This is a genomic window from Kribbella catacumbae DSM 19601 (assembly GCF_000372465.1).
GTDB lineage: Bacteria > Actinomycetota > Actinomycetes > Propionibacteriales > Kribbellaceae > Kribbella > Kribbella catacumbae.
Genome location: NZ_AQUZ01000004.1, coordinates 34,980 through 57,240, shown reverse-complemented (window position 1 = coordinate 57,240; position 22,261 = coordinate 34,980). Strand labels below are relative to the sequence as shown.

Annotated in this window: 7 protein-coding genes; 1 reads left to right on the top strand and 6 read right to left on the bottom strand. The window is 68.9% G+C overall.

Annotated features, from left to right (window positions below; genetic code table 11):
• Window positions 1–245 precede the first annotated feature (245 nt).
• Window positions 246–11,456, top strand: coding sequence for a hybrid non-ribosomal peptide synthetase/type I polyketide synthase (locus A3ES_RS46350; protein ID WP_020385797.1), 11,211 nt, complete (start codon window positions 246–248; stop codon window positions 11,454–11,456).
• A 423-nt stretch (window positions 11,457–11,879) separates the two neighbouring features.
• On the opposite strand, the gene mraY is transcribed toward A3ES_RS46350, so the two are convergent.
• From mraY to A3ES_RS0105550, 6 genes are all read right to left on the bottom strand, one after another.
• Window positions 11,880–12,965 (bottom strand): phospho-N-acetylmuramoyl-pentapeptide-transferase, encoded by a 1,086-nt coding sequence (gene mraY, locus A3ES_RS0105575; RefSeq protein ID WP_020385796.1) that lies wholly within the window; start codon window positions 12,963–12,965, stop codon window positions 11,880–11,882.
• Window positions 12,966–13,056: 91 nt separating this feature from the next.
• Window positions 13,057–13,872: an LLM class flavin-dependent oxidoreductase gene (locus A3ES_RS46345; RefSeq protein ID WP_083933212.1), complete on the bottom strand. Its 816-nt coding sequence runs from the start codon at window positions 13,870–13,872 to the stop codon at window positions 13,057–13,059.
• Window positions 13,873–15,198: 1,326 nt separating this feature from the next.
• Window positions 15,199–15,753 carry a hypothetical protein gene (locus A3ES_RS0105565; protein WP_020385794.1) on the bottom strand — a complete coding sequence of 185 codons (555 nt, stop codon included), beginning with the start codon at window positions 15,751–15,753 and terminating at the stop codon, window positions 15,199–15,201.
• A gap of 345 nt (window positions 15,754–16,098) precedes the next feature.
• Window positions 16,099–17,073 carry an ROK family protein gene (locus tag A3ES_RS46340; protein ID WP_020385793.1) on the bottom strand — a complete coding sequence of 325 codons (975 nt, stop codon included), beginning with the start codon at window positions 17,071–17,073 and terminating at the stop codon, window positions 16,099–16,101.
• Window positions 17,074–17,083: 10 nt separating this feature from the next.
• Window positions 17,084–17,734 (bottom strand): DUF7158 domain-containing protein, encoded by a 651-nt coding sequence (locus tag A3ES_RS0105555; protein WP_020385792.1) that lies wholly within the window; start codon window positions 17,732–17,734, stop codon window positions 17,084–17,086.
• The gene (locus tag A3ES_RS0105550) at window positions 17,731–22,065 is read right to left on the bottom strand and encodes a glycoside hydrolase family 38 N-terminal domain-containing protein (RefSeq protein ID WP_020385791.1); all 4,335 of its coding nucleotides are present in this window, start codon (window positions 22,063–22,065) and stop codon (window positions 17,731–17,733) included. Before A3ES_RS0105550 ends, A3ES_RS0105555 begins: the two co-directional genes overlap by 4 nt.
• Window positions 22,066–22,261 lie beyond the last annotated feature (196 nt).

The window sequence follows — 22,261 nt, the reverse complement described above, 5'->3', positions numbered from 1 at the left end:
TGCCGGATCTGCTTCGGCCAGGTCACATTTCGGCTGGTAAGGTTCCCGTTCGTCGGCTCACGCGATGACGCACCGGGATCATCCGGTCACCCTCGTCCGCGGTCGGCAACGGGGCTGTTCTGTCGTTTAGCGAGACGGGTATGCCCTGAGCCCGGCTCCGTCCAGTTGGGGAGGCGCGTGTCCGTGGGTCGCCGACTGGCTGACGCCTCTGCGCCCTTCGCGGGGGCGGTTCGATGAGGAATGGTGTGGACAGGCCGGCTATCAGTACCGGGCCGGCGCTGATGATCCCCGCGGGATACCCGCGTGACCTGCCCAGCGCTCTGTTGCGCGCCGCCCGCGACTTCGGTACGGCGGGCGTCGTCGAGATCGGCCCCGACGGGCGTGAGACCCGCCTCGACTTCCCGACGCTGCTCGAGCTCGCCGCCCGCATCCTGGCCGGCCTGCGCGCGAACGGCGTACGGGCTGGTGATCCCGCGGTCGTCCACTGCACCGAGCCGGTCGGGTTCTTCGCGGCGTTCTGGGCGTGCACGCTGGGCGGCATCCGCCCGCTGCTGATGTCGCCGTCGCCGGAGGGTGACACCACCGAGGAGGGCCGCGAGCGGCTCCGCAAGATCACCGACCTGCTCGGCTGGACCGTACTGATCGGGCGCCCGTCGGACCTGCCGAACGATCTCGGCCTGCCAGTGCTCGACCCCGACGCGCTGGCCGGGCACGAGCCGACGACGGAGTTCCACCGGCCCGCCGCGGACGACGTCGCAGTACTGATGATGACGTCGGGCAGCAGCACCGGTACGCCGAAGATCATCCAGCTGACCCATCGCGGCCTGGTCGAGTTCGCGGCCGGTACGCCGGCGATGCTGCCGGTGCGACCCGGGCAGACGACGCTCAACTGGTTGCCGCTGGATCACAGCGGCGCGTTCCTGCTCTACCACCTGCTGCCGGTGTTCACGGGCTGCACCAACGTCCACGTCGCCACCGACTGGGTGCTCGCCGACCCGCTGCGCTGGCTGGACCTGATGGACCAGCACAGGGTGAACCACTCGTGGTCGCCGAACTTCGGCTACCGCCTGGCCGCCGCGGCGATCGCGGAAGAGCCCGACCGGCACTGGGACCTGTCGGCGCTGCGCAGCCTGGTCAGCGGCGGCGAGCAGATCACCGTGCCTGTGGTGAGCGAGTTCCTGCGGCTGACGAACCGCTTCGGCGTCGTACCGGAGACCTTCGTCGCGGCCTGGGGGATGACCGAGACGGTCACCGGGATCACCTTCGGGCGCCCCGGGCTCACGCCCAACGTGCATCGCGTACGGATCTCGCAGGCCGGCGTCGTCGAGTGGGTCGACCAGCGGACGTCGACCGGCAAGGTGGCCGTCGCCCGGCCGGGTAAGGGCCGCACGGATGCTCCCGGCGTACTGAGCCTGGTGTCGGTGGGTGCGCCCGCTCCTGGGGCGACTGTGCGGATCGTGGGGCCTTACGGCGCCGTACTGCCGGAAGGGCGGATCGGGCAGCTGCAGATCGCGTCCGCGCGGGTGACTCCGGGGTACCTGGGGAATCCGGACGCGGATCGGGCCGCGTTCCCGGCCGGCAACTGGCCGGCGCGGAAGTGGCTGGCGACGGGCGACCTGGGGTTCATCTCCGGCGGGCAGGTGGTGATCACCGGGCGCGACAGCGAGCGGATCATCCTGAACGGGCAGACGTACTACGCCCACGAGCTCGAGGTCGTCGCTGCGACCGCTCCGGGTGCCGAGGCCGGTTTGGTCGCGGCGTGCGGGGTGGCTGACCCTGCGCTTGGTACCGAGCGCCTGGTGATCTTCTACGCCCTCGCGTCGGAGTCGGCCGAGGGCGTCGACGAGGCGATCCGGTCGATGGTCCGCGGGCGCCTCGGGCTCGATGCACGGGTGATCGGCGTACCGCGCCGGCATTTCCCGACGACTCCCGGCGGCAAGATCCTCCGCCCGCTGCTCAAGCAGCGCTGGCTAGACAACACGCTGGAAACGGCTCCCGGCCCCTACGCGACGCCGCCCACCGTCTCCCCGTACGGCGACCCGGTGCGCGCCGGCTCGGTAGTCTCCCGCCCAGACTTCGACGAAGACGCAAGCGAGCAGACCACAGAGCTGCCAGTAGTCCGCCTGGCCTGGCGCCGAAACCTCCAAGACTCCATCCCGCACCCGCCCGAACGCCCCACCCTAGGCGCCAACCGCTCCCCAGCCGAGGCGGTTGACTCGCTCCTAGTCGCCGCCGCGGACGCAGACGCGCTCCACACCGACGCCGACCAGCCCGACGCTGCCGCCGAAGCCGCCGCCGAGCCTGCTGTCATCGAGGCCGGCACTGTCGCCCCCACCGACACCGCCCCGCCCGTCAACGGGGCCGCTACCGGCGCAGCAGCTCCCGTCGACAACGGTGCCGCCTCCGAGGCCGCCACTCCCGCCGCCAACGAGGCCGCCGCCCACGCCGCGGACGCCACCCATGCCTCCGATGCGAGCGACGCCACCCTCGCCTCCGACGCGAGCGACGACGACCCAGATGCTTTCTTCAACAGCACCGCCTTCTCCGCCCGCCGCTCAGCCGCCCCACCCGCTGAGCCCCAGCAGCCAGCCACCGAGCTACCGCCGACGCCCGCCGAAGGCTCGCCGCCGGCCAACAACCCAGAGCAGCCGGCCACCGACGCCAAGCAACTCACCACCGAGCCGGCCCCCACACCGGGCGGTGACGAGCAGCTTGCTGCCAGCGCCGACCAGCGTGCCTCCGAAACGGCTCCCGCGTCAGGCGTAGTACGCGCATCCGGCGAAGCCGAGCAGCCAGCTGCTGCCACCGGCGAGGCTGAGCAGTCTGCTGCCAGCGCCGACGAGCGCGCCTCCGACGCGGCTCCAGCGTCCGGCGAAGTACTCGCATCCGGCGAAGCCGAGAAGTCTGCTGCCAGCGCCGGCGCGCGTGCCTCCGACGCGGCTCCAGCGTCCGGCGAAGGCGAGGAGTCTGCTGCTGCCGACCAGCCGACCGACGGGCCGGTCGCGGCGTCCGGCGAGGCGGCTCCCGCGTCCAGCGAGGCACCCGCGCACCGCGGGGCCGAGCCAGCATCCGGTCCGGAGCAGCTGACTACTGAGCCAGGGCATGCTTCCGGCGAAGCCGAGCTGCCGGCAACCGACGCCAAGCAACTTACCGCCGAGCCCGTCTCCACACCCGGCGGGGGCGAGCAGTCTGCTGCCGACGCCGACCAGCGTGCCGCGGAGGCGGCTCCCGCGTCTGGCGAAGTGCTCGCGTCCGGCGAAGCCGAGGAATCTGCTGCCGCCGACCAGCCGGCGACCGGGTCGGTCGCGGCGTCCGGCGAAGTACTCGCATCCGGCGAAGTACTCGCGTCCGGCGAAGGCGAGGAGTCTGCTGCCGCTGAGCTGCGCGCTGCCGAGGCGTCTCCCTCGTCCAGCGAAGCACGCGCGTCCGGCGAAGCCGAGCCAGCAACCGCCCCCGAGCAATCGACTGTTGAGCCAGGCGATGCCTCCGGAGAAGGCGAGCAGCTGGCCACCGACGCCAAGCAACTCACCGCCGAGTCGGTCTCCGCCCTCGGCGACACCGAGGAGTCGGCTGCTGCCGACCAGCTGACTGCCGGGTCGGTCGCGGCGTCCGGCGAAGCATCAATGTCCGGCGGAGTCGAGCGGCCTGCTGCCGATGCCGACCAGCGTGCCTCCGAGGCGGATCCAGTCTCCAGCGACGTACTCGCATCCGGCGAAGCGCCCGCGTCCGGTGCCGCCGAGCGGCTGACTTCCGAGTCAGGCCATACCTCCGACGGAGCCGGGCAGCCTGCGACCGACGGCAAGCAACTCACCGCAGAGCCAATCGCTGCACCAGGCGATGCCGAGCAGCCTGCGACCGTCGGCAAGCAACTCACTGCAGAGGCAGGCGCTGTACCAGGCGACCCTGCACACGGCGATGCCGAGCAATCGGCCACTGACGCCGAGCAGGGCGCCGCCGAGCGAGCTTCCGCATCCGGCGGGGCCGAGCAGGCTGCTGCTGACACCGAACAGCGCGCCGTTGAGTCGCTTGCCGCATCTGGCGATGACGCGGTTGGTGCCGACTTGCTGGCAGCCGACGTACGGGCTGCTGAGGCGCAGGACGACGAGGTAGCGGGTGTTGACGCGCCGCAGGCCGGTGCCGTCGTCGCCGAGTCGGCTTCCAAGGGGACGCAGTCGTCCGCCGACGACGCGCAGACAACTGGCAAGCCCGAGCAGGCCACCGCGGAGCTCGAGCAGACCACAGACGAGTCTGAGCAGGGCACTGGCGAGTCCGAGCAGGGCACCGCGGAGCTTGAGCAGAGCACCGGCGGGTCCGAGCAGGGCACCGCGGAGCTTGAGCAGAGCACCGCCGAGTCCGAGCAGGGCACTGGCGAGCTTGAGCAGAGCACCCCCGAATCCGAGCAGGGCACTGGCGAGCTTGAGCAGGGCGCCGCGGAGCTCGAGCAGAGCGGCGGCGAGTCCGAGCAGGGCGCCGGCGAGCTTGAGCAGACCGCAGGCGAGTCTGAGCGGAGCACTGGCGAGTCCGAGCAGGGCAACGGCGAGTCCGAGCAGGGCAACGGCGAGTCCGAGCAGGGCAACGGCGAGTCCGAGCAGGGCAGCGGCGAGTCCGAGCAGTCGAGTGCAGAGGCCGGGCAGAGCGTCGGTGGGTCCGGGCAGAGCGTCGATGAGGCCGGGCAGTTGGGTGCGGGGTCTGAGCAGGTTGCTGCGGAGGTCGCGCGGGCTGGTGAGGGCGAGGAGTCTTCAGGTCAGGCTGCGGAGTCTGGTGCTGAGGCTGCGCAGGTCGTTGGTCGGGGCGAGCAGGTTGCCGCTGAGTTGGTGCGGGGCGAGGGCGCGGCTGGTGCCGGCGTACAGGCTGAGGGGCAGGGTGCTGAGGCGCCGGCTGCAGTGGCTTCCGAGGTGGGGGAGTCGGCTTCTGTAGCGGCGGTTGCTGCGGATGATGGCGAGCAGTCTGCTGCCGCCGTGGTGGAGCCGGGGGCAGTTGCCGAAGGTCCGGAAGAGGCTGCCGTCGCGGAGCAGACGGCTGTTGGTGCTGGGTCCGAGCAGTCGGCCGTAGAGCAGCCGACTGATGCCACCGTGGAGATGTCGGCAGAGGACGACGGGCAGTTGGCTGGGAATGCTGCAGAGCTTGGTGAGGGTGAGCCGGCCGAGAGCGGTGTCGCGGAGGCGGTAGAGCTCGTTGGCGAGACTCCGGGGGAGGCCGCGGAGTTGGCGGCCGCCATGGACGCGCCGGTCGAGGGCAGCGCAGTACCAGCGAGCGAGCCTGCTGCGGACGCGCTGGCGGATGGCGCTGTACGAGCGATCGAGTCTGTTGCGGATGTGCCGGCGGATGGCGCTGCAGGAGCGATCGAGTCTGTTGCGGACGCGCCGGCGGATGGCGCAGTACGAGCGGTCGAGCCTGCTGCGGATGCACCGGTCGGTGGCGCCGCAGGACAGGCCGCTGGTGGGCACGAGCGGGAGCCTGTTGAAGGGCGGGCGCGGAAGAAGGGCAAGGTTGCGGCCAAGGCTGAAGTAGTGGAGCCGGTGGCTGTGGTTGGGCTGGCTGGGCGGTTCCCTGGGGCTGGGTCGGTGGAGCAGTTCTGGGAGAACCTTGTTGGTGGGGTGGAGAGTGTCCGGCGGTTCTCCGAAGAGGAACTGCGGGAGGCCGGTGGTGGTGAGGCTTTCGGGGACGAGAAGCTGGTCGCGGTCAGTGGAGCGCTGGATGACGTGGAGCTGTTCGATGCCGCGTTCTTCGGGCTCAGCGATCGTGAAGCCGAGCTGACCGATCCCGCTCAGCGGTTGTTCCTCGAGGTTTGCCAGCAGGCCTTGGAGCACGGCGGGTACGCCGGTACGTCCGGCCGGATCGGCATCTTCGCCGGCTCCGGCATGAACCTCTACACCCAGCAGAACCAGCCGCCCGACTACCTGGCGACCCGCGTCGCGTATCGGCTCGGCCTGACCGGCCCGGCGATCGGCGTACAGGCTGCTTGGTCTTCGTCGCTGGTGGCGGTTCACCTTGCCTGCCAGGCGTTGCGCAGTGGCGATGCGGATCTCGCGCTGGCCGGCGCGGCCGCAGTACACGTGCCGCAGGCAACGGGTTATCACGCCAGTGCCCGGTCGATCTTGTCGCCGAGTGGACATGTCCGCGCGTTCGACGCTGACGCTGACGGCACTGTCGGAGGCAACGGCGTCGCCGCCGTGTTGCTGAAGCGCCTCGACCAGGCGATCGCCGACGGCGACACCGTGTACGCCGTGATCAAGGGTTCCGCAGTCACCAACGACGGCGGCGCGACCGGGCAGGTCGAGCTGGTCGAGCGCGCACTGGAGAAGTCGGGCGTGCCGGCCGCCTCGCTCAGCTACGTCGAGGCCAATGCGACCGGTACTGCGGCCGACGACACCGTCGAGTTCCGCGCTCTCACCACCGCGTTGCGCAAGCACACGGACCAGGTCGGCTTCTGCACGATCGGTTCGGTGAAGCCCAATATCGGGCACCTCGACAGCGCGGCGGGCATGGCCGGTCTGATCAAGACCATCCTCATGCTGCGGCATCGCACGCTCGTCCCAACCATCAACTACACCACGCCAAACCCAGACCTAGCCGTTGCCGGAAGCCCCTTTGTGGTCGGTACCGATGTTCGCGACTGGGAAGCCGGTACGCCGTTGCGCGCCGGCGTCAGCGCACTCGATGCCAAGGGCACCAGTGCGCACGTGATCCTCGAAGAGGCGCCGCGCCAGATCCGTCGTGGCGAGGACGGCCCGGTCGTGCTGCCGATCTCGGCGCCGGACCCGGGGGCGCTCGCCGACCTGGCCGAGCTCTTCCGCGCCGACCTCGAGGAAGGCACCGGGCAGCGGCTGATCGACCTCGCCGGTACTGCGGCGATCGGCCGCCCGGCGCATCGCCATCGCATCGCGGTTGCGGGCTCATCCGAAACCGAGCTGGTCGAGGCACTCGGGGTCGCGATCGCTGCCGAAGTACCGCGTGGTGGACCTGGGCCGCTCGGGTTCGCGTTCACTGGTCAGGGCGCGGCCAGGCGCGGGATGGCTGCTGGTCTGGCGGCCCGGTTCCCGGTCTTCCGGGCTGTGCTCGATGAGTGCGACAAGGTCTACGAGGAAGAGTTCGGCGGCAGCCTGCTCGAGTTGCTGCTCACGCCGGCCGGTTCCGATGGTGTTTGGCCGACGGAGACCGCGCAACCGGCTCTCTTCGCGTTTGAGCTGGCGCTGGCTCGGTTGTGGCAGTCGTTCGGCGTACAGCCGGCATTGGTCGTCGGGCACAGCGTTGGCGAGTACGCCGCGTTGTGCGTGGCTGGTGCGTTGTCGCTCGCGGACGGCGTCAAGCTGACCGCGCAACGCGGAGTACTGATGCAGCGCGGGACCGTTCCGGGTGCGATGGTCGCAGTACGGGCGGATGCTGATCGGGTTCGTGAGCTGGCGCAGACGCCGGGTGTGGAGATTGCCGCAGGCAACGGTCCGCAGTCGTTCGTACTGACCGGGACCGAGGTGATCGTCGGGCAGCTGGCCGAGCAGCTCGACCGGCTGGAACTCAAGTGGCAGCGGCTTGATGTCGACCGGGCGTTCCACAGCTCGCTGGTCGATCCGATCCTGGACGACTTCGCCAAGATCGTTGCCGAGATCAAGCTGAAGCCGTTGCGGATGCCGATGGTGTCGAGCTGGTCGGGGGAGTTGCTGGAGAGCGGTACTGCGCTCGCTGGTGACTACCTGGTCGGGCAGCTCCGCCATCCGGTGTTGTTCGGTGATGCTGTCGAGGCGCTAACGGCCGCCGGGTGCAGGCGGTTCCTGGAGCTCGGGCCGGACGCCGTACTGAGCCCGGCCGGGCGCCGGATCGCGCCGAACAGCACGTGGATCCCGACCCAGCGGCTCGGCCAGGATCCGGTGCTGGCGACGATGAACGGACTGGCCGAGCTGTACGAGCAGGGCACCGAGATCGCCTGGGCGAAGGTCTATTCGGAGAGCGGACGAGTGCCGCTGCCGACGTACCCGTTCCGTCGGGTGCACCACCCCGTCGACGCCTCGGCCCGGCCGGCGGCGCTCGCCCAGCCGCCGGTGGTGGAGGAGCGTTCGATCGAGCGGAGCGGCGCGGCGCTGAAGCGCATCCCGCTCGACCCGCCGGCGTCGAACGGTGTCGTCGTGCCGTCGGTCGACGAGATCGAAACGCACGACCTGTCGCCGTTCGCGATCCCGGCCGACGACGACCGCCGTACTGCGCCCGTTGTCGAGCTCGTCGAGCCGGAGCCGGTCGCTGAAGTAGATGGCGCCGAGCTGATCACCTCTGCCTATGTGCAAATGTTGCCCGCAGCAACCAGTACTTCGCCTGCCGAGCTGCTGACGTCTGCCTACATGCAGATGCTGCCCGGCGCCGTTACTGCGAAGGTTGACGGAGCGGTGCCCAAGGCAACAACCCGCGGCGGGGCGGCGCCTGAGGAGGGTCTTGCGGAGGTCGGGCGGGCGGCGAGGAAGGTGCCTGCGGCAACCGAGCGGGGGGCGACCGAAGCCGGTGGTGAGAGCGGGGAGCCCACGCCCGACGCGCCTGCACTGGCGGCCGCTGCGTCTGCACCCGTACCCGCTGCGTCTGCTGCGATTGGGCTGGTGGCTGCCGATCTGTATCGGGAGTCGTTGGAGGTTGTGCTTGACCTGACTGGCGAGCAGCTCGGGCTGGATCCGTATGACTTGACGGTGGATCACACGTTTGCTGAGTTGGGGGCGGATTCGCTCTCGATGTTGCGGGTGGTCGAGGAGGTCGGGCAGCGGTTCGAGGTCGAGATCGCGGTCAGTGAGTTGTTCGACGAGTTGAATACGCCGCACAAGCTCGCCTCGGCGGTTGCCTCGCGCAACCAACCCGACGGCGACCAGGTCGATCCGCTCGACCTGCTCCGTTCGGCCGAGCCTGCGAAGACCGCTCAGGCAACGCAGATCGGTGAGGCGGAGAGCGCGCAGGCCGACCCGCGTGCCGTGCTGGAGGTACTGGGGTCCGGGCTGGCTGAGCTGGCGGCGAAGGTGGATGCCGCAGCCGCTGCGACGAGCGAGGCGGAGCTGCCTGGTTCGGGGATGGCCGCGTTGATGTCGCAGCAGCTACGCGTCGCCGGCCAGTTGGTCGACGGCGTCACCAAGCTGATGCACGAGCAGCTCGCGCTCCTCAACGAGACAGCTCAGGCGTTCGAGAAGGCGCCAGAGCCCGCAGTACCGGTCAAGAAAGCTGCGTCAGTCAAAGAGGGGACCGCAAAAGCCAAGCGGGCAAGGGATCTGGACTACTGGCAGACCGCCCTCGACGGCGCGCAGCCACTCGTCCTGCCCACGGACCGCCCGCGGCCGGCAGGCGACGACGTGATCACGTCCGTCGTGCACGAACTCGATGCAGAGCTCGGCGACGCCGTGTTCGCCTTCAGCCGCGATCGCCGCGTCAGCCCGCTGATGACGATGCTGGCCGGCGTCGGGACCGTGCTCGGCCGCTTCGCCGCGCAGGACGACATCACGATCGGTACCGCTGCCTTGAGCCGCCCCGGCGACACCGCTCCGCAGCCCGCGCTCCCGCTCCGCCTCGACCTCTCCGGCGAACCGGACCTCGGCGATCTCGCCCAGCGTGTCCGCGAGACCACCACGGTCGCCGTCGACCACTCGACCGCTGATCTCGCGACGCTCGAGCAGGACCCGGTCTTCCAGGTGCTCGTCGAGTTCGAAGCCGGCGACGACGACCTTGCTTCCGGGCTCGACCTCCGGTTCCGGCTGCTGTACCACGGCGGCGGCATCACCTGTACTGCGGACTATCGCGCAGGCCTGTTCGACGAGCTGACCGTCAAGCGGCTGCTCGCCTACCTCGAGGCCGTACTGCGCCGCGCCATCGACGAGCCGAGACTCCCGCTCCCCGAACTCATGCTGCCGATCGAGGCCGACGAAGCCATCCTCGGCGAGTTCGAGGGCGAGGCGACCCAGACCGGACCGGTCGGCCGGGTCCGCCGCAACGCCGTCGTAGCGGGCGAACTCAGCGGCCTGCACACCCTGTTCGAGCAGCAGGTCGCCAGGACGCCCGACGCGATCGCACTGATCCACGGCGACCGCGAGCTGTCGTACGGCGAACTCGATCGCCGCTCGAACGCAGTCGCCTGGCAACTCGTGGACCTTGGCGTGAAGCCGGGCCAGTTGGTCGCAGTACGGGTTGCTCGGGGTGCGGAGCTCGTGGTCGCAGTACTGGCTGTGCTGAAGTCGGGTGCTGCCTACCTGCCGCTGGACCCCGGCGTACCGGAGTCGCGGTGGGCGTTCATGACAGCGGATGCCGGAGCGGTCGCGCTGGTCGGCGATGACGCGGCACTGGCTGACCGGCTGGGCCTGCGGCTCGTACCGGTTGCGGCTGTCGATGGTGACCCGCGCGCGAAGCAGGCTCCGCCGGTGCGGGCTGCGGCTGATGACATCGCCTACTGCATCTACACGTCGGGATCGACCGGGAATCCGAAGGGCGTCGCCGTACCGCATCGCGGGCCGGTCAACCTGATCCGGCACTACCTGCGGACGAGGCGATCGCTGCGCACGCTGCAGTGGACGTCGTTCGGCTTCGACGTACACGTGCAGGAGATGTTCACCGCGCTGGCCTCGGGATCGGCGCTGGTGCTGATCGGCGAGGACGACCGGTACGACCCGGACGCCGTCGTCGCGGCGCTGAAGGATCACGGGGTCGAGCGGCTGTTCATGGCGTTCACCCCGCTGACCGCGCTGCTGGCGACGATGCGCAAGCTGCCCGAGCTGCCGGCGCTGCGCGAGATCGTCGCCGGGGGTGAGGCGATGGTGCTGACGCACAAGATCCGCGACTTCCTCGAGGCGCATCCGGAGTGCACGCTCTACAACGAGTACGGCCCGACCGAGGCGTCGGTGGTGACCACGATCCACCAGGTCGACCCGGACGAGGACCGTCCGTCGATCGGGCGGCCGATCGATGGTGTCGTGGTGCGCTTGCTGGACGAGGCGTTGCGACCGGTGCCGGTGGGCGCGATCGGCGAGATCCATCTTGGTGGCGTGGCGGTTGCGCAGGGGTACCTTGGGCGGCCGGATGAGACCGAGACGGCGTTCGTGAGTGATCCGGCGCATCCTGGTGGGCGGCTTTACCGCAGTCGCGATCTTGGCCGGTGGCGTGCTGATGGGTCGCTGGACTACTTGGGTCGGGCCGACGACCAGGTGAAGATCCGCGGGCATCGGGTTGAGCCGGGGGAGACTGAGCACGTACTTGCTGACCTGCCCGGCGTGATCGACGCTGTGGTGGTTGCGTGCGCGGATCCGGCTGGTGATACGTGCTTGATCGGGTACGTCGTGCTGGAGGACAGCGATCCCGTGGTGCTGGCGAATCTGTTGCTGGAGCTCACGAAGGAGCTCCCGATCTATCTGGTGCCGGCGGATCTGATTCCGGTCGAGGATCTTCCGTTGGACGCCAGCGGCAAACTGGACCGCTCCCGCCTGCCCGCCCCCGAGTGGCTCGGATAGCAATTCCCCACGCGGCTCCTACGTCGCCGCTCCCGCCCGCCCTGCGGCGCCGCTCCTACGTCGCTGCTTGGTGGGCGCGTTGGGAACTCGGGAGATGCCTGGTGAGGTGGTTGGGGTGCTGCCCCTTCGGCTCCTGCGTCGCGGCCTGGAGATGTGCGCAGCTGCCTACGGATCAGACGGCCGGGGGCTCAAATTTTTCTGAGCGCGGCAGGACATGCCCATGTCAATCAGGTGGTTGATTTGACCCCAACGTCATTCCTGCGGTTCCTCGAACAGGAAGTCGAGCTTGTCCACGGCTTCCCGCTGTAGGTCCTCTGCTACGTCGACAGAGGTGACCTTCGTGGTAGGGGGTCAGCGTGCCCGAGGATGTCCTGAATCTGCTCAAGCGGCACGCCCTAGCTCCACAGCTCGGCGCGCTTGGGCTCAGGTCAGCCAAGAGGCGTAGAAGATCCCGAGGCCGGTTGCGACGAAGAGTCCGGCGACGATCCAGAAGCGGATCACTACGGTGACCTCGTCCCATCCCGCGTGTTCGAAGTGATGGTGAATGGGAGCGATCCGGAAGATGCGACGGCCCGTGCCCGTGAGTCGCTTGGTCACTTTGAAGCAGATCATCTGCAGAAGTACGGACATGGTCTCGAGTACGAACAGGCCGGCGACGACCGTCATCAGGAGCTCGGTTCGGGACATGATTGCCAGACCGGCCAAGGCGCCGCCGATGGCGAGGGAGCCGACGTCGCCCATGATGATCCGTGCGGGCTTGGCGTTCCACCAGAGGAAACCGATACATGCTGCAGCGATGGCGGTCGCGAAGATCGCGAGGTCGAGAGGGTCGCGCACCTGGTAGCACTGTGACTCCACCACAGTTGGCCGCGAGGAGTCGCACCGTTGGTTGTTCTGCCAGATGTTCACGATGGTGTACGCGCCGAAGATCAACGCCGAGGCGCCGGCGAGCAGTCCGTCGGCGCCATCGGTGAGGTTGGCGCCGTTGGAGGTCGCGGTGACGATGAACCAGATCACCAGCAGGACCACGATCAGGGGCAGCTTGATTCCCCAGTCATGAGTGGTGGAGATGTACTGCGACGCCGGCCTGACACCGTGCTCGTCGGCGAAGAACTGCGTGGACAGGACCCCGAAGGCGAGCGCGACCAGCGTCTGGCCCGCCATCTTGGCCCGGCTGCTCAGACCCTGGTTGTTCTGGGTATAGACCTTGATGAAGTCGTCGAGGAACCCCACGACCCCGCAGCCGAAGAACAGCAACATCAGGAGCCAGGCGCTGGCACTCGGCCGCCCGCCGGTCAAGATCGTTGCCGTCAAATATGCCGCAGTGGCGCTCAGCAGGATCACGAGACCGCCCATGGTCGGCGTACCCCGTTTGACGTGATGTGTGGTCGGTCCGTCGTGCCTGATCGGCTGGCCGAAGCCGTGACGGGAGAACCATCCGATGGCGATCCGGGTCCCCAGCAGCGAGCAGACAGTCGCCAGCGCACCGCTCAGGAGTATTGCCCGCATGAGGTTCAGCTCCCGGTACGAGAATCGGCAAGTCGGTCAAACATAGCGAAGCTGCAGGTCCCAGCAGGCCGCGACGTCGCTCGAACCAGGCCTACGACCCGGCAGCGACGGCGAGCTTGGCGAACTCGGCCATCTCCGCCGGCGGGTCGACCACCGGCTGGATGACGATCTCGTCGACTCCGGCGTCCTCCAGGGTGGCGACGCGGGCAAGGAGGTCGTCCCGGGTCCCGACCAGGGTCAGCTGGTCCATCAGCGACGGCAGGATCAGGTCGCGTTCGGCCGGCGCGATACGTCCCAGGTATTTGGCGCAGAGCCGGGCGTACCGGTCTGGTGAGGTGGCCGTGGTGCCACGCTGATCGAGCAGGCGCCGTACGGCGTCGCGTGCCTCGGCGCCGAGCCCCTCGGCGGACGAGGGGGTGTCGGCGGCGAAGGTCAGTAGCGCCAGGGCGATTTGGCCCACCGCGTCCCGGGCCGCGTCGCCGTACGGGTCCTCGCCGTCGTCGAGGACGTGCAGCGCGGTCATCAGGTAGGAGCTGACCTCACATGGCGTGTCCGCGGCCTGCCGGCGAACCGCGTACAACGCACGCCAGGCCGCGGGATCCAGCAAGCCGAAGGAGACCAGACCGGCGGCGCGGCGCCCGGCGACGGCAGCGGCCTTCGGCCCGAGCGCGGCCACGAGGAACTCGATCGGTTCGGTCGTGTTCACCTGCTGCCCGGCATGCAGGAACTGGACGTCGCGGACCCGGTCGCCCTCGCGGTACTCGCCGGACCGTCCGGCGCACAGGTCCTGCAGCGCGGCGGTGAACGTCTCCAGTTCGGCCGTCGTGGTCGGCGGCATACCCAGAGCGCGCCGGGCGCTGTTCCCCGTGCCGATACCGCAGGCGATCCGGCCCGGTGCCGATGTCATTATGGCTCGCTAGCGGATCTTGCTAAGTGCCGAAGCGCCAACCACCCGCGCTGACCGGGTGAGCGGACCGCCATCACTCTCCAAGGGCTGCAGATCAGCGGAGATCGCGCCCAGCCAGGCTCAGCTGCGCCGGGATCACCTCAACGCGGGAGGCGTGGTACTCACGGGTTCAGATAAATCAATAGTTAGCTACATGCGAGAAAAGGCCGCCAGCCTCCGCGAGTCGATCGTGGACAATCTGCGCAGCCGGCTCCAACCCGCCACGGCGAGCGGATCAGCTGAGCACTCCAGCCACCTTGGGCACCGGCCAGGCACCCAATCCACCGAACGACGCCCAGCCTGTGCCCAAAGATCACCCTCGTCGGGCGGGGAGGAAATGTGGCTCTCCTGACTGATCCGTGGTTGTTCGCGCTGGTGCCGGGGTCGGCTAGCCGGTTGTAGAGCCTGTTAGGAAATGGGTCTGGGGTTCGCGTTGTGTCCCGACCGACAGGAAGTAGTGCCGGTTCTGCGGCCGGCCGCGGCCTGCGTGAGCGTGGCGCGCGGCCGAACGGTCGACTACTTCCTGTCGGTCGGTACACAATCGGCCGCTGCCGAGCCAATTCTCAACAGGCTCTGTAGGGCGCTAGCGGTCACATAACCGGCCAGTGGGCCAGCGATCCTGGACCGTTCCTGCGTCGGTGGAAGCAGCAGGTCCGGCCAGAATCCTCCCCAACTCCAACCGCGCCACAACCACGGACGGATCACAGGAAGCCCTTACCTCCCAGGCAGCCGATCCGATTCACCATGGCTCTGAGCGGGTGAAGGGGGCGAATGATCACAAGAGGATGGCGCGGAATCGCAGGCAGGTGAAGATCAGGGTCGGCCACCTCCTACACCACCCCGCTGGACTTTGACCGCCGGATCAGGCGGCAAGGTCCTCCCAGGTCCGTCGCTGCCAGGCTGAGCGAATCGGGTCCGTTGGGCAGGAGCCGCGTGCGGGACTACAACCCCAATCACCTAGCGCGCCATCTCCCGAGCCACCAGCGCCTTCACCTAGCCGCGACGCAGGAGTGACGCACGAGAGTGGGCGGAGCAGACGACGAAGGAGCCGGCGTAGGGAACAACCAACCCAACCATCTAGTCCGACATCTGCGGAGCCACCAAGGCCGTCACCAAGCCGCGACGCAGGAGCGGCGCCCCGGGCGGGCGGGAGCAGGCGACGCAGGAGCCCGCGTGGGAAATAACCAGCAAGTTGGTTCTGCACCGTGGACGGGGTTTGTGTGCCCGGTGGTTGCCCTCCCGCAACCTCCGGCTCACCGTCCGCGGTGCAGAACCCGCGCTCGATCCTCATCCCTCCTGAGGATCGACCGCCCCTACCTCAACTGCCCGCCTGCGGAGCAGCGCGTAGGCGCTGATCACGCAGATGAGCAGGGAATAGACGGCCCAGACGGGTCCGACGTTGCCGAGCTCGGGCCCGTTCCCCCGGGAGCCGAGCGCGACGACGGCGGTGACCGCGACTAGCGCGATCAGTGGGCCGGTCCAGCCCAGCACGCCCATCCGCACCGGCTGCTCGGGTCCGGACGGTTCGTCCAGGGCCGAGTCGGCGGAGATGGCGCGTCCCCGGAGGGACTCGTGCAGGGCCGCGACGCCGCACGCGGCGGCGACGTTCAGGAGTAGCAGCCGGCCGGCGACTTCGCTGATGGCGGTGCCGCCGGGGCCGACTGTGCCGTACACGACGGCGTACAGGTCGACTGGGACGGTGGCGGCGGCGGCGAGGACGACGGCGGACTGGAACAGCCGCGGGCGGCGTACCGAAGCACGCAGCATGCCGTGGCTGGTCGTCGTGGCGACTGCTAGTGCGGTGAAGAAGAGTGCGAAGACGACTAGAACAACTACGTCCATCAGGACCTGTCCCTACGGTCGAGCGTTGCCCCGGACAACGCTGGTGGACGTGCGAACACCTGTACTGCGGTTGCCCGCGCGAGCGGCGAGGAGTCTCCTCCTCGCCGCACACGCAAGCGGTCAATCCCTGGCATGCAGGCCCCCCTGATTGCCCTTGGACGACGTGCCCCCACCCCATCCATCCGTTGCATCGCGTGAGCAGGGGTCGCCGTTACAAGGTTTTTGGCAATCGCGTAAAAATTGCGCAAAATTGCTCGGGAGACCCCTTTCCGGACGACCGGAATGTGTGTGAAGGGGTCGCAGACCGTCGCGAGACGGTAACGGTGGCGCCAACTGCCGGTCGAGCTACCTCAGGGCGCTCCCAGACCGGTCAGCGGAAGGCCGCAGTACCTTGGCGCTTGCGGCGGGCAACAGATCCCAGCCGAGCCGGGCGGCGCCGATCAGGCCGGCGTTGTCGAGCTGGGCCGGTTCGACGCTCAGCTCGTCGACGAACGGGAGCTGCGCCAGCCGCTTCACCCAGCGCTGCACCGGGTCGAACAACACCGGTCCGGCCTTGGCCACCCCGCCGCCGATCACGACGGTCGTAAGGTCAACGGTGACAGCGGTGGCAACGATGCCCGCCGCGAGCGCCTGGGCCCCGTCGTCGAACATCGCGAGGGCGATCTCGTCCCCGGCGGCGGCGTCCGCGGACAGTACCGCCGCGTCGACGTCCTCGGTACTGCGCCAGCCCCGACGCTTGGCCCGGGCAACCATCCGTGGGCCGCTGGCGTAGGTCTCGACGCAACCATACGACCCGCACGCGCACGCCTCGCCGTCGAGGTCGACGACCACGTGCCCGAGGTGCGCGGCGTTGCCGGACTGGCCGAGCAGCAGCTTCCCGTCGACCACGATGCCGGCGCCGACCCCGGTGGAGACGACGATGCCGAGCAGACTGCCCACTTCGCGCCCGGCGCCGGTCCAGAACTCCCCGAGCGCGAAACAGTGCCCATCGACACCCAGCGTGACCGGTACGTCGCCGACGAGCGCGCGGACCCGGTCGACCAGCGGGAAGTTCCGCCAGCCGGTGATGTTCACCGGCGAGACCAGGCCGTGCTGCTGGTCCAGCGGGCCGGCCGATCCGATCCCGACGGCCGCCGGCTCGGTGTCGCCCAGCACCTGGCCGATCAGCTCGCCAAGCGCGGCGAACACCTCATCCGCGTCACCGGGCGGCGTCGCGATCCGGTCCTTGGTGACGATCTCGCCGTCGGCGGACACGATCGCGGCGGCCATCTTCGTGCCGCCGATGTCGATCCCGAGTACTGTCGCTGCCTCGTCGCTCATGGTCCCCCCGTCAGTGCCGGTGCAGATTGTCAGGTTGGTTACTGTCGCCCGGATGCTCGAGCCCGTGGACCAGATGGACCCGCTCATGCTGGGCGGCATTCAGCCAGCGCGCGAACGCCTCAAGCCGCGCGCTGTCCAGGAGTTCCGCATGCCACCGCTCCACCGGCACGCCGGGATCGCGCGGCGCCTCCTTGCCGAGTACGTCGGCCGCGTAGGCCAGCTGCTCGGAGGAGATCCGTACCTCACGGCTGACCAGCTCGGCGACCCGGCGTACGGGCTTCGAGCCTGCGAGGGCCGCGGCGGTGATGGAGCCGACTGCGATCGCCGCGGAGACGTCTAGCGGCCGCACGACTGTTGCTGGCGCTGCGGAGACGTCTGGCAGCTGTGTGGCTGTTGCTGGCTGGCCGTGCCGCTGGAGCTCGTCCAGGCAGAGTTGCTCGGTGATGATCACCTGGGCGACCCAGCGGGCGAGCTGGCGTGCTTCTCGGGTGTCCGGCTTCGGGAGTACGCAGGCGGCGTCGCCGGCGCGGAGGGCTGCCAGGCGGTCGTCCAGCAGCGCCCGGGGGATGGGCCGCCCGTTGAGGTAGGCCAGTACGCCTGGCGGCGCATGCGGGGCACCATGCCCGTGCCCATGTCCGTGGGTGATCGTCGCCGCCGTCACTGGATCTCCAGGCGGACAGTCGGCGCGTACTGCGCACGGCCGAACCACATCACCTTCGGCAGTACCCAGGCGTGGGCCGGAGTCGCGTCGGCGGGTGCGTGCACTGGAACCGGCACGACCACGGAGGACTTGGCCGGTACGACGACCGCTCGCACGGGCTCAGGCAGCCAGGACCAGGTCCCGTACGGCGAAGCGAGCTGCAGCTCGGCGCGGATCTCGGAAGAGGTGTTGTTGGTGAAGGTCAGATCCAGCGTCTCCTGCGAGCCGGGCGTCAGCCGCAGGTCCTGGGTCGACGGGGTGATGGTCAGGCCGGTGGCTCGGCCTGGCTCGCCGTCGACGGCGCCTGAGCCGTGATCCGGCGGCTCGGTGGGGGCGAAGCCGAAACCGAGGGCAGCGGTGAGCTCGGGGCTTTCGCCGACGAAGACCGTGACGACGTCCTCGACAGCCTGTACGCCGGATCCGCCGGCGAGTTCGTCGGTGCTGGTGAGTACACGGGCGGCGACGAAGTACTGGCCGGGTTCGCAGTTCTCGGCCGGGGTCACGTTGATCAGGTGGCGCACGTAGCCGCCCGGCTCGAGGGTCAGCCGGAAGTCGGGCTGGTCGGCCGTCCAGCCGTCGGGGAGGTCGATGGTGAGGACTCCTTCAGCCACCACATCGCAGTACTGGCTGGCGATCACCGTCGAGAGCTCGAAGGGCTTGCCGGCCGTGCGGGCGATGGTGGGGGAGGCGGACAGGCTGATCGGGAGGAAGCCCATCTGCGCGGGTCCACGGTTGTGCAGCCAGTAGCGCGAGTACGACGGTTGGGCGATCTCGCCTGGTTGGCCGAGGATCTGGTGGGAGGCGGGGGCGGTGGGTTCAAGGTCGAGCACGAAGGTGTCGACTGCGGAGCCGGCGAGGTCGAGGGTCAGCTTGCCGTCGGCAACTTCGATAGGGGCGCCGCGGGACTCGAGCAGGTCGGCGTGGCAGGCGGCGGTGATCGGGACGGCTGAGGTGATCGTGGCCGTCGCGCCGAGACCTGTTGCCTCGATCAACCGCAGGGTAACGCCTTCGCGGGAATCGGAGGCGGTGCCGGAGCCGTGTGCGATCGGGTTGCCGGCGGGCTTCAGGGTGGAGACGAGGACGTCGCGCTCGGGGGAGACCTGGAGCAGGGAGTGGGTGCTGGGGAGGGTGCCGTCGTGGGCCGTAGTGGTTGCCGCGAGCAACGGTGAGGAGAACTCCTGTCCGCGCGAGGGCAGTTGCAATGCGCGCCAGTCGCCGTCGCCGGCGGTCAAGGCGTAGCGGAACTCATGCGTCCAGTGCTGAAGCTGGAACGACGAGCCGTCCGGGGTGGCGCGCCGTGGTGGGTCGATCCAGATCCCCGACGGCCAGCCGCTGCAGGACCGCAGCAAGGAGGCGTGCAGGGCGCCCGTCGCATCCACCGCGAACCCAGGCAGCCCATAAGTCAGCAACGCAACCGTTGCATCCCGGAACTCCTCGATCACCCCGTCCCCGTGCACGGTCGCCGTGATTCGCGCGCTCCCGAGCTCGTCGACGGCCGCCGTCACAGCGTCAGGGGTAGGAAGAACAAGTGCGGAGATCGCCCGCACCTCCCGCACATCAGCATTGGGCTGCCAAACCTCAGCCAACGAGGTCCGCGCAGGCACGAAGTACGCGCCGCCTTCGGCGGCGCTGGGGAGAGGGGGAGTGGAGCCAGCCGCCCCCGAAGCCGAGCCGCCTTCGGCGTCCGGCGTGGTGCTTTCGGCCGATTCCAGCAGCGAAGCAGCTGAGCCGATGAGGATTCTTAGGTCGGGGAGGTTGGAGTCGACCTTTAGCCAGCCGTAGCGGGTGCCGCTGGTTTGTGACGTGGTGGCTGTTACGCCTACTCGGGCCAGGGCCACGACGAGGTCTCGGACCGAGGCGGGCTCGGTGTCGTCTGGTACTACGATTTCGGCGACCGCGACGGGGCGGGTGCCGGCCGGGTCGCCGGAGGCATCGAGAAGCGAGATGCGGGTCGTGGTGCCGACGCCGAACCAGGTGTTGGCCGGGTTGTCGAGCGTCCAAGGCGCCTGCTCGCTGTCAACATCGATCAGGCCGAAACCGCGGCCCACCACAGCACCGGCAACCTCACTCAAGGGCAGTGCACCAGGAACATCCGCAGGGAACTTGACCCGAACCAGCCGGTCCGACTGCGAGTGATCAAGGATCCGCGTCGCGAACTCGATCCGATCCAGCCCGTGGTACACCGTGATCACCGACTCGTACGCGATCCCGTCGACCTCGCCGCGACTCACCACCCGGCTGCCGAGCGGGCCGGTCTGGGTGAAGACCTTCGCCGGCGCCTCCGACGACCCGACCACCGGCCCGGAAGGCGTCAGATGCCACGGTCCCTCGCCGAAGCGCGGGTGATCCGGGTACTCCTCGTACACCCGCAGTTCGTTGCCGAGTCCCTTCAGTACCTGTCGCCCGGTCCGCTTGTCCACGATCGAGCTGACAGCCCCACCGCGGGTCGGATCGACCGTGACGTGGAAGAACTCGTTCTCCACCGACTCCGCTGAAGCTGAAGCCGGCCCCCACGCGACCGACGTACCGGGAACCAGGCCAAAAGACCGCCACCCGAGCGACGGCACCTCCACCGCGAGGAACGTCAATTTGTTGCCCTCGACAACAGAGGGCACCAGGGAGCCCGCTGAGTCGACGACCACCAAGCCAGCATCAGGCAGCTCCACTGTCACCAGATCGGTCCGGGTGAAGGACAACGTGTTGGTGACGACGACCGCGGAAGAACCGAAGGCGCTGGTGTCGATCCGCGCCGCAAACGCCTCCAGCGAAGCCGTCCGAGCAGCATCCGACAGATCGTGCGCCTCTCGCCACCCGGTGACTAGATCGATGTAAACCTGATCCGACTCCGACCCCGTAATCGCATCGTGGTGCGCCCCGTACGCGAGCTGCCGCCACGCCTTGTCCAGCGAAGCCTCAGCAAACCGCCCAAGCCCCAGCAACTCGGCATACGTGCCCAGCTTCTCCGCATCGACCGCGGCGACTTCCGCAGCGCGCTGCGCTTGCTTGGTGTCGATGTAGGAGACGTCCTTGCCGGTGTAGATCGGGTTCATGTCCCGCGACTGCGGCGACGGCTTGCGGCCCTCAGCGGCCAGCTCAGCGCGCACCCGATCCATGAAGTGCTTCGTCGTCCCGCACACGAACTTCGGCCACGCGTAGCGCTCAGCCCAGTCGTGATGCACAGCGGTGATCCAGTTGTTCGGCGGCGTGTAGTCGCCACCCACCGGCAGCAGCGTGTTCTTGGTCGCGGCCACCGTCTTCAGCGTCGCAAACAGCTGGTACGCCGTTTCGCCCGCCGCCTCGACGCTAGGCGCGTTCTGCAGCTCCCAACCCGGCCCGTAGTGGTCAGGCATGTAGTGGGTCAGTACGCCGTCCCCACTCGGGCTGATCCACTCGAACTCGCTGTGGAACTGCATCACCGCGGCAGTGCCCGACTTGGGATCACCCCACGCCTGCCGCAGCGGCCCCCACTGGTGGAACGGCCCCCGCGCCCACGCCGACCCCGTCAGACCGGCCTTGGCCAGGTACCCCGGGAACTGCGGGTCGTGCCCGAACACGTCCAGCTGCCACGCGTTCTGCGGATTACCACCGAGGATGTCCCGCTGGTAGCCAACGCCGTACACGATGTTGCGGATGGTCGTCTCAGCACCGGTCAGGTTGGTGTTGGGCTCGTTGTAGGTGCCGCCGATGATCTCCACGCGCCCCTCCGCGATCAGGCGGCGCAGTACGGCCCTGTTCTCGGGAAAGGTGTCGAAGTACGGCTTCAGGTAGTCCAGCTCGGCCAGCACGAAGCAGTACGCCGGATCGCGCAGCGCGAGCTTCAGGTGCGCGTCGACCAGGCTGAAGGCGTTGTGCGTGTAGACCGGCCGAGTAGTGCCGTCCGGTCCCTGCAGGTCCCAGCTGGTCGTGTACGCCGCCTGCGTGTTCCACCAGACCGGGTCGTAGTGGAAGTGGGACACCATGACCATCGTCCAGCCCGGTTCGGCGATCACTACCGTCCCACTGTCGCTGGCGACGACCTGCTGGTCCCCAGCGAGCACCTGGACCGTCGCATCCACCGCCACCCCGTACTGCGCTCGCAGAGCGGCTGACACCTCCAGCGGCACCTCCACGAGGGCCGAGCCGTCGCCGGCGGGCAGCTCCGCAGTACCGGTCATGCCGTCCCCGGCGACGTGAACCGACAGCGCGCCGTCGGCGGCCGAGCGATCGAGTTCGACCCGCACCAGCTGGCGCGGGTCGTCGTCGTGGCCGAGGAACAGCTCCGGGGAGGAGACGCGGGTGATCTGCACAGTCACGTGGGGGAACTCCGTCGAAGCGGCGGTCAGGTCGGGAGACAACGTTATCCGTAACCGGCCGATCCGGCGAGGGGTTGCCGGTGCTAATCGTCCATGAACACGCAGGTGAGCGCTTGAATCATGACCTGACATAGGCTGACAACGATGGCCTCAGAAGCGCTCGAACTGGCCAGAACGAGGACAATCCTTCGCTGTC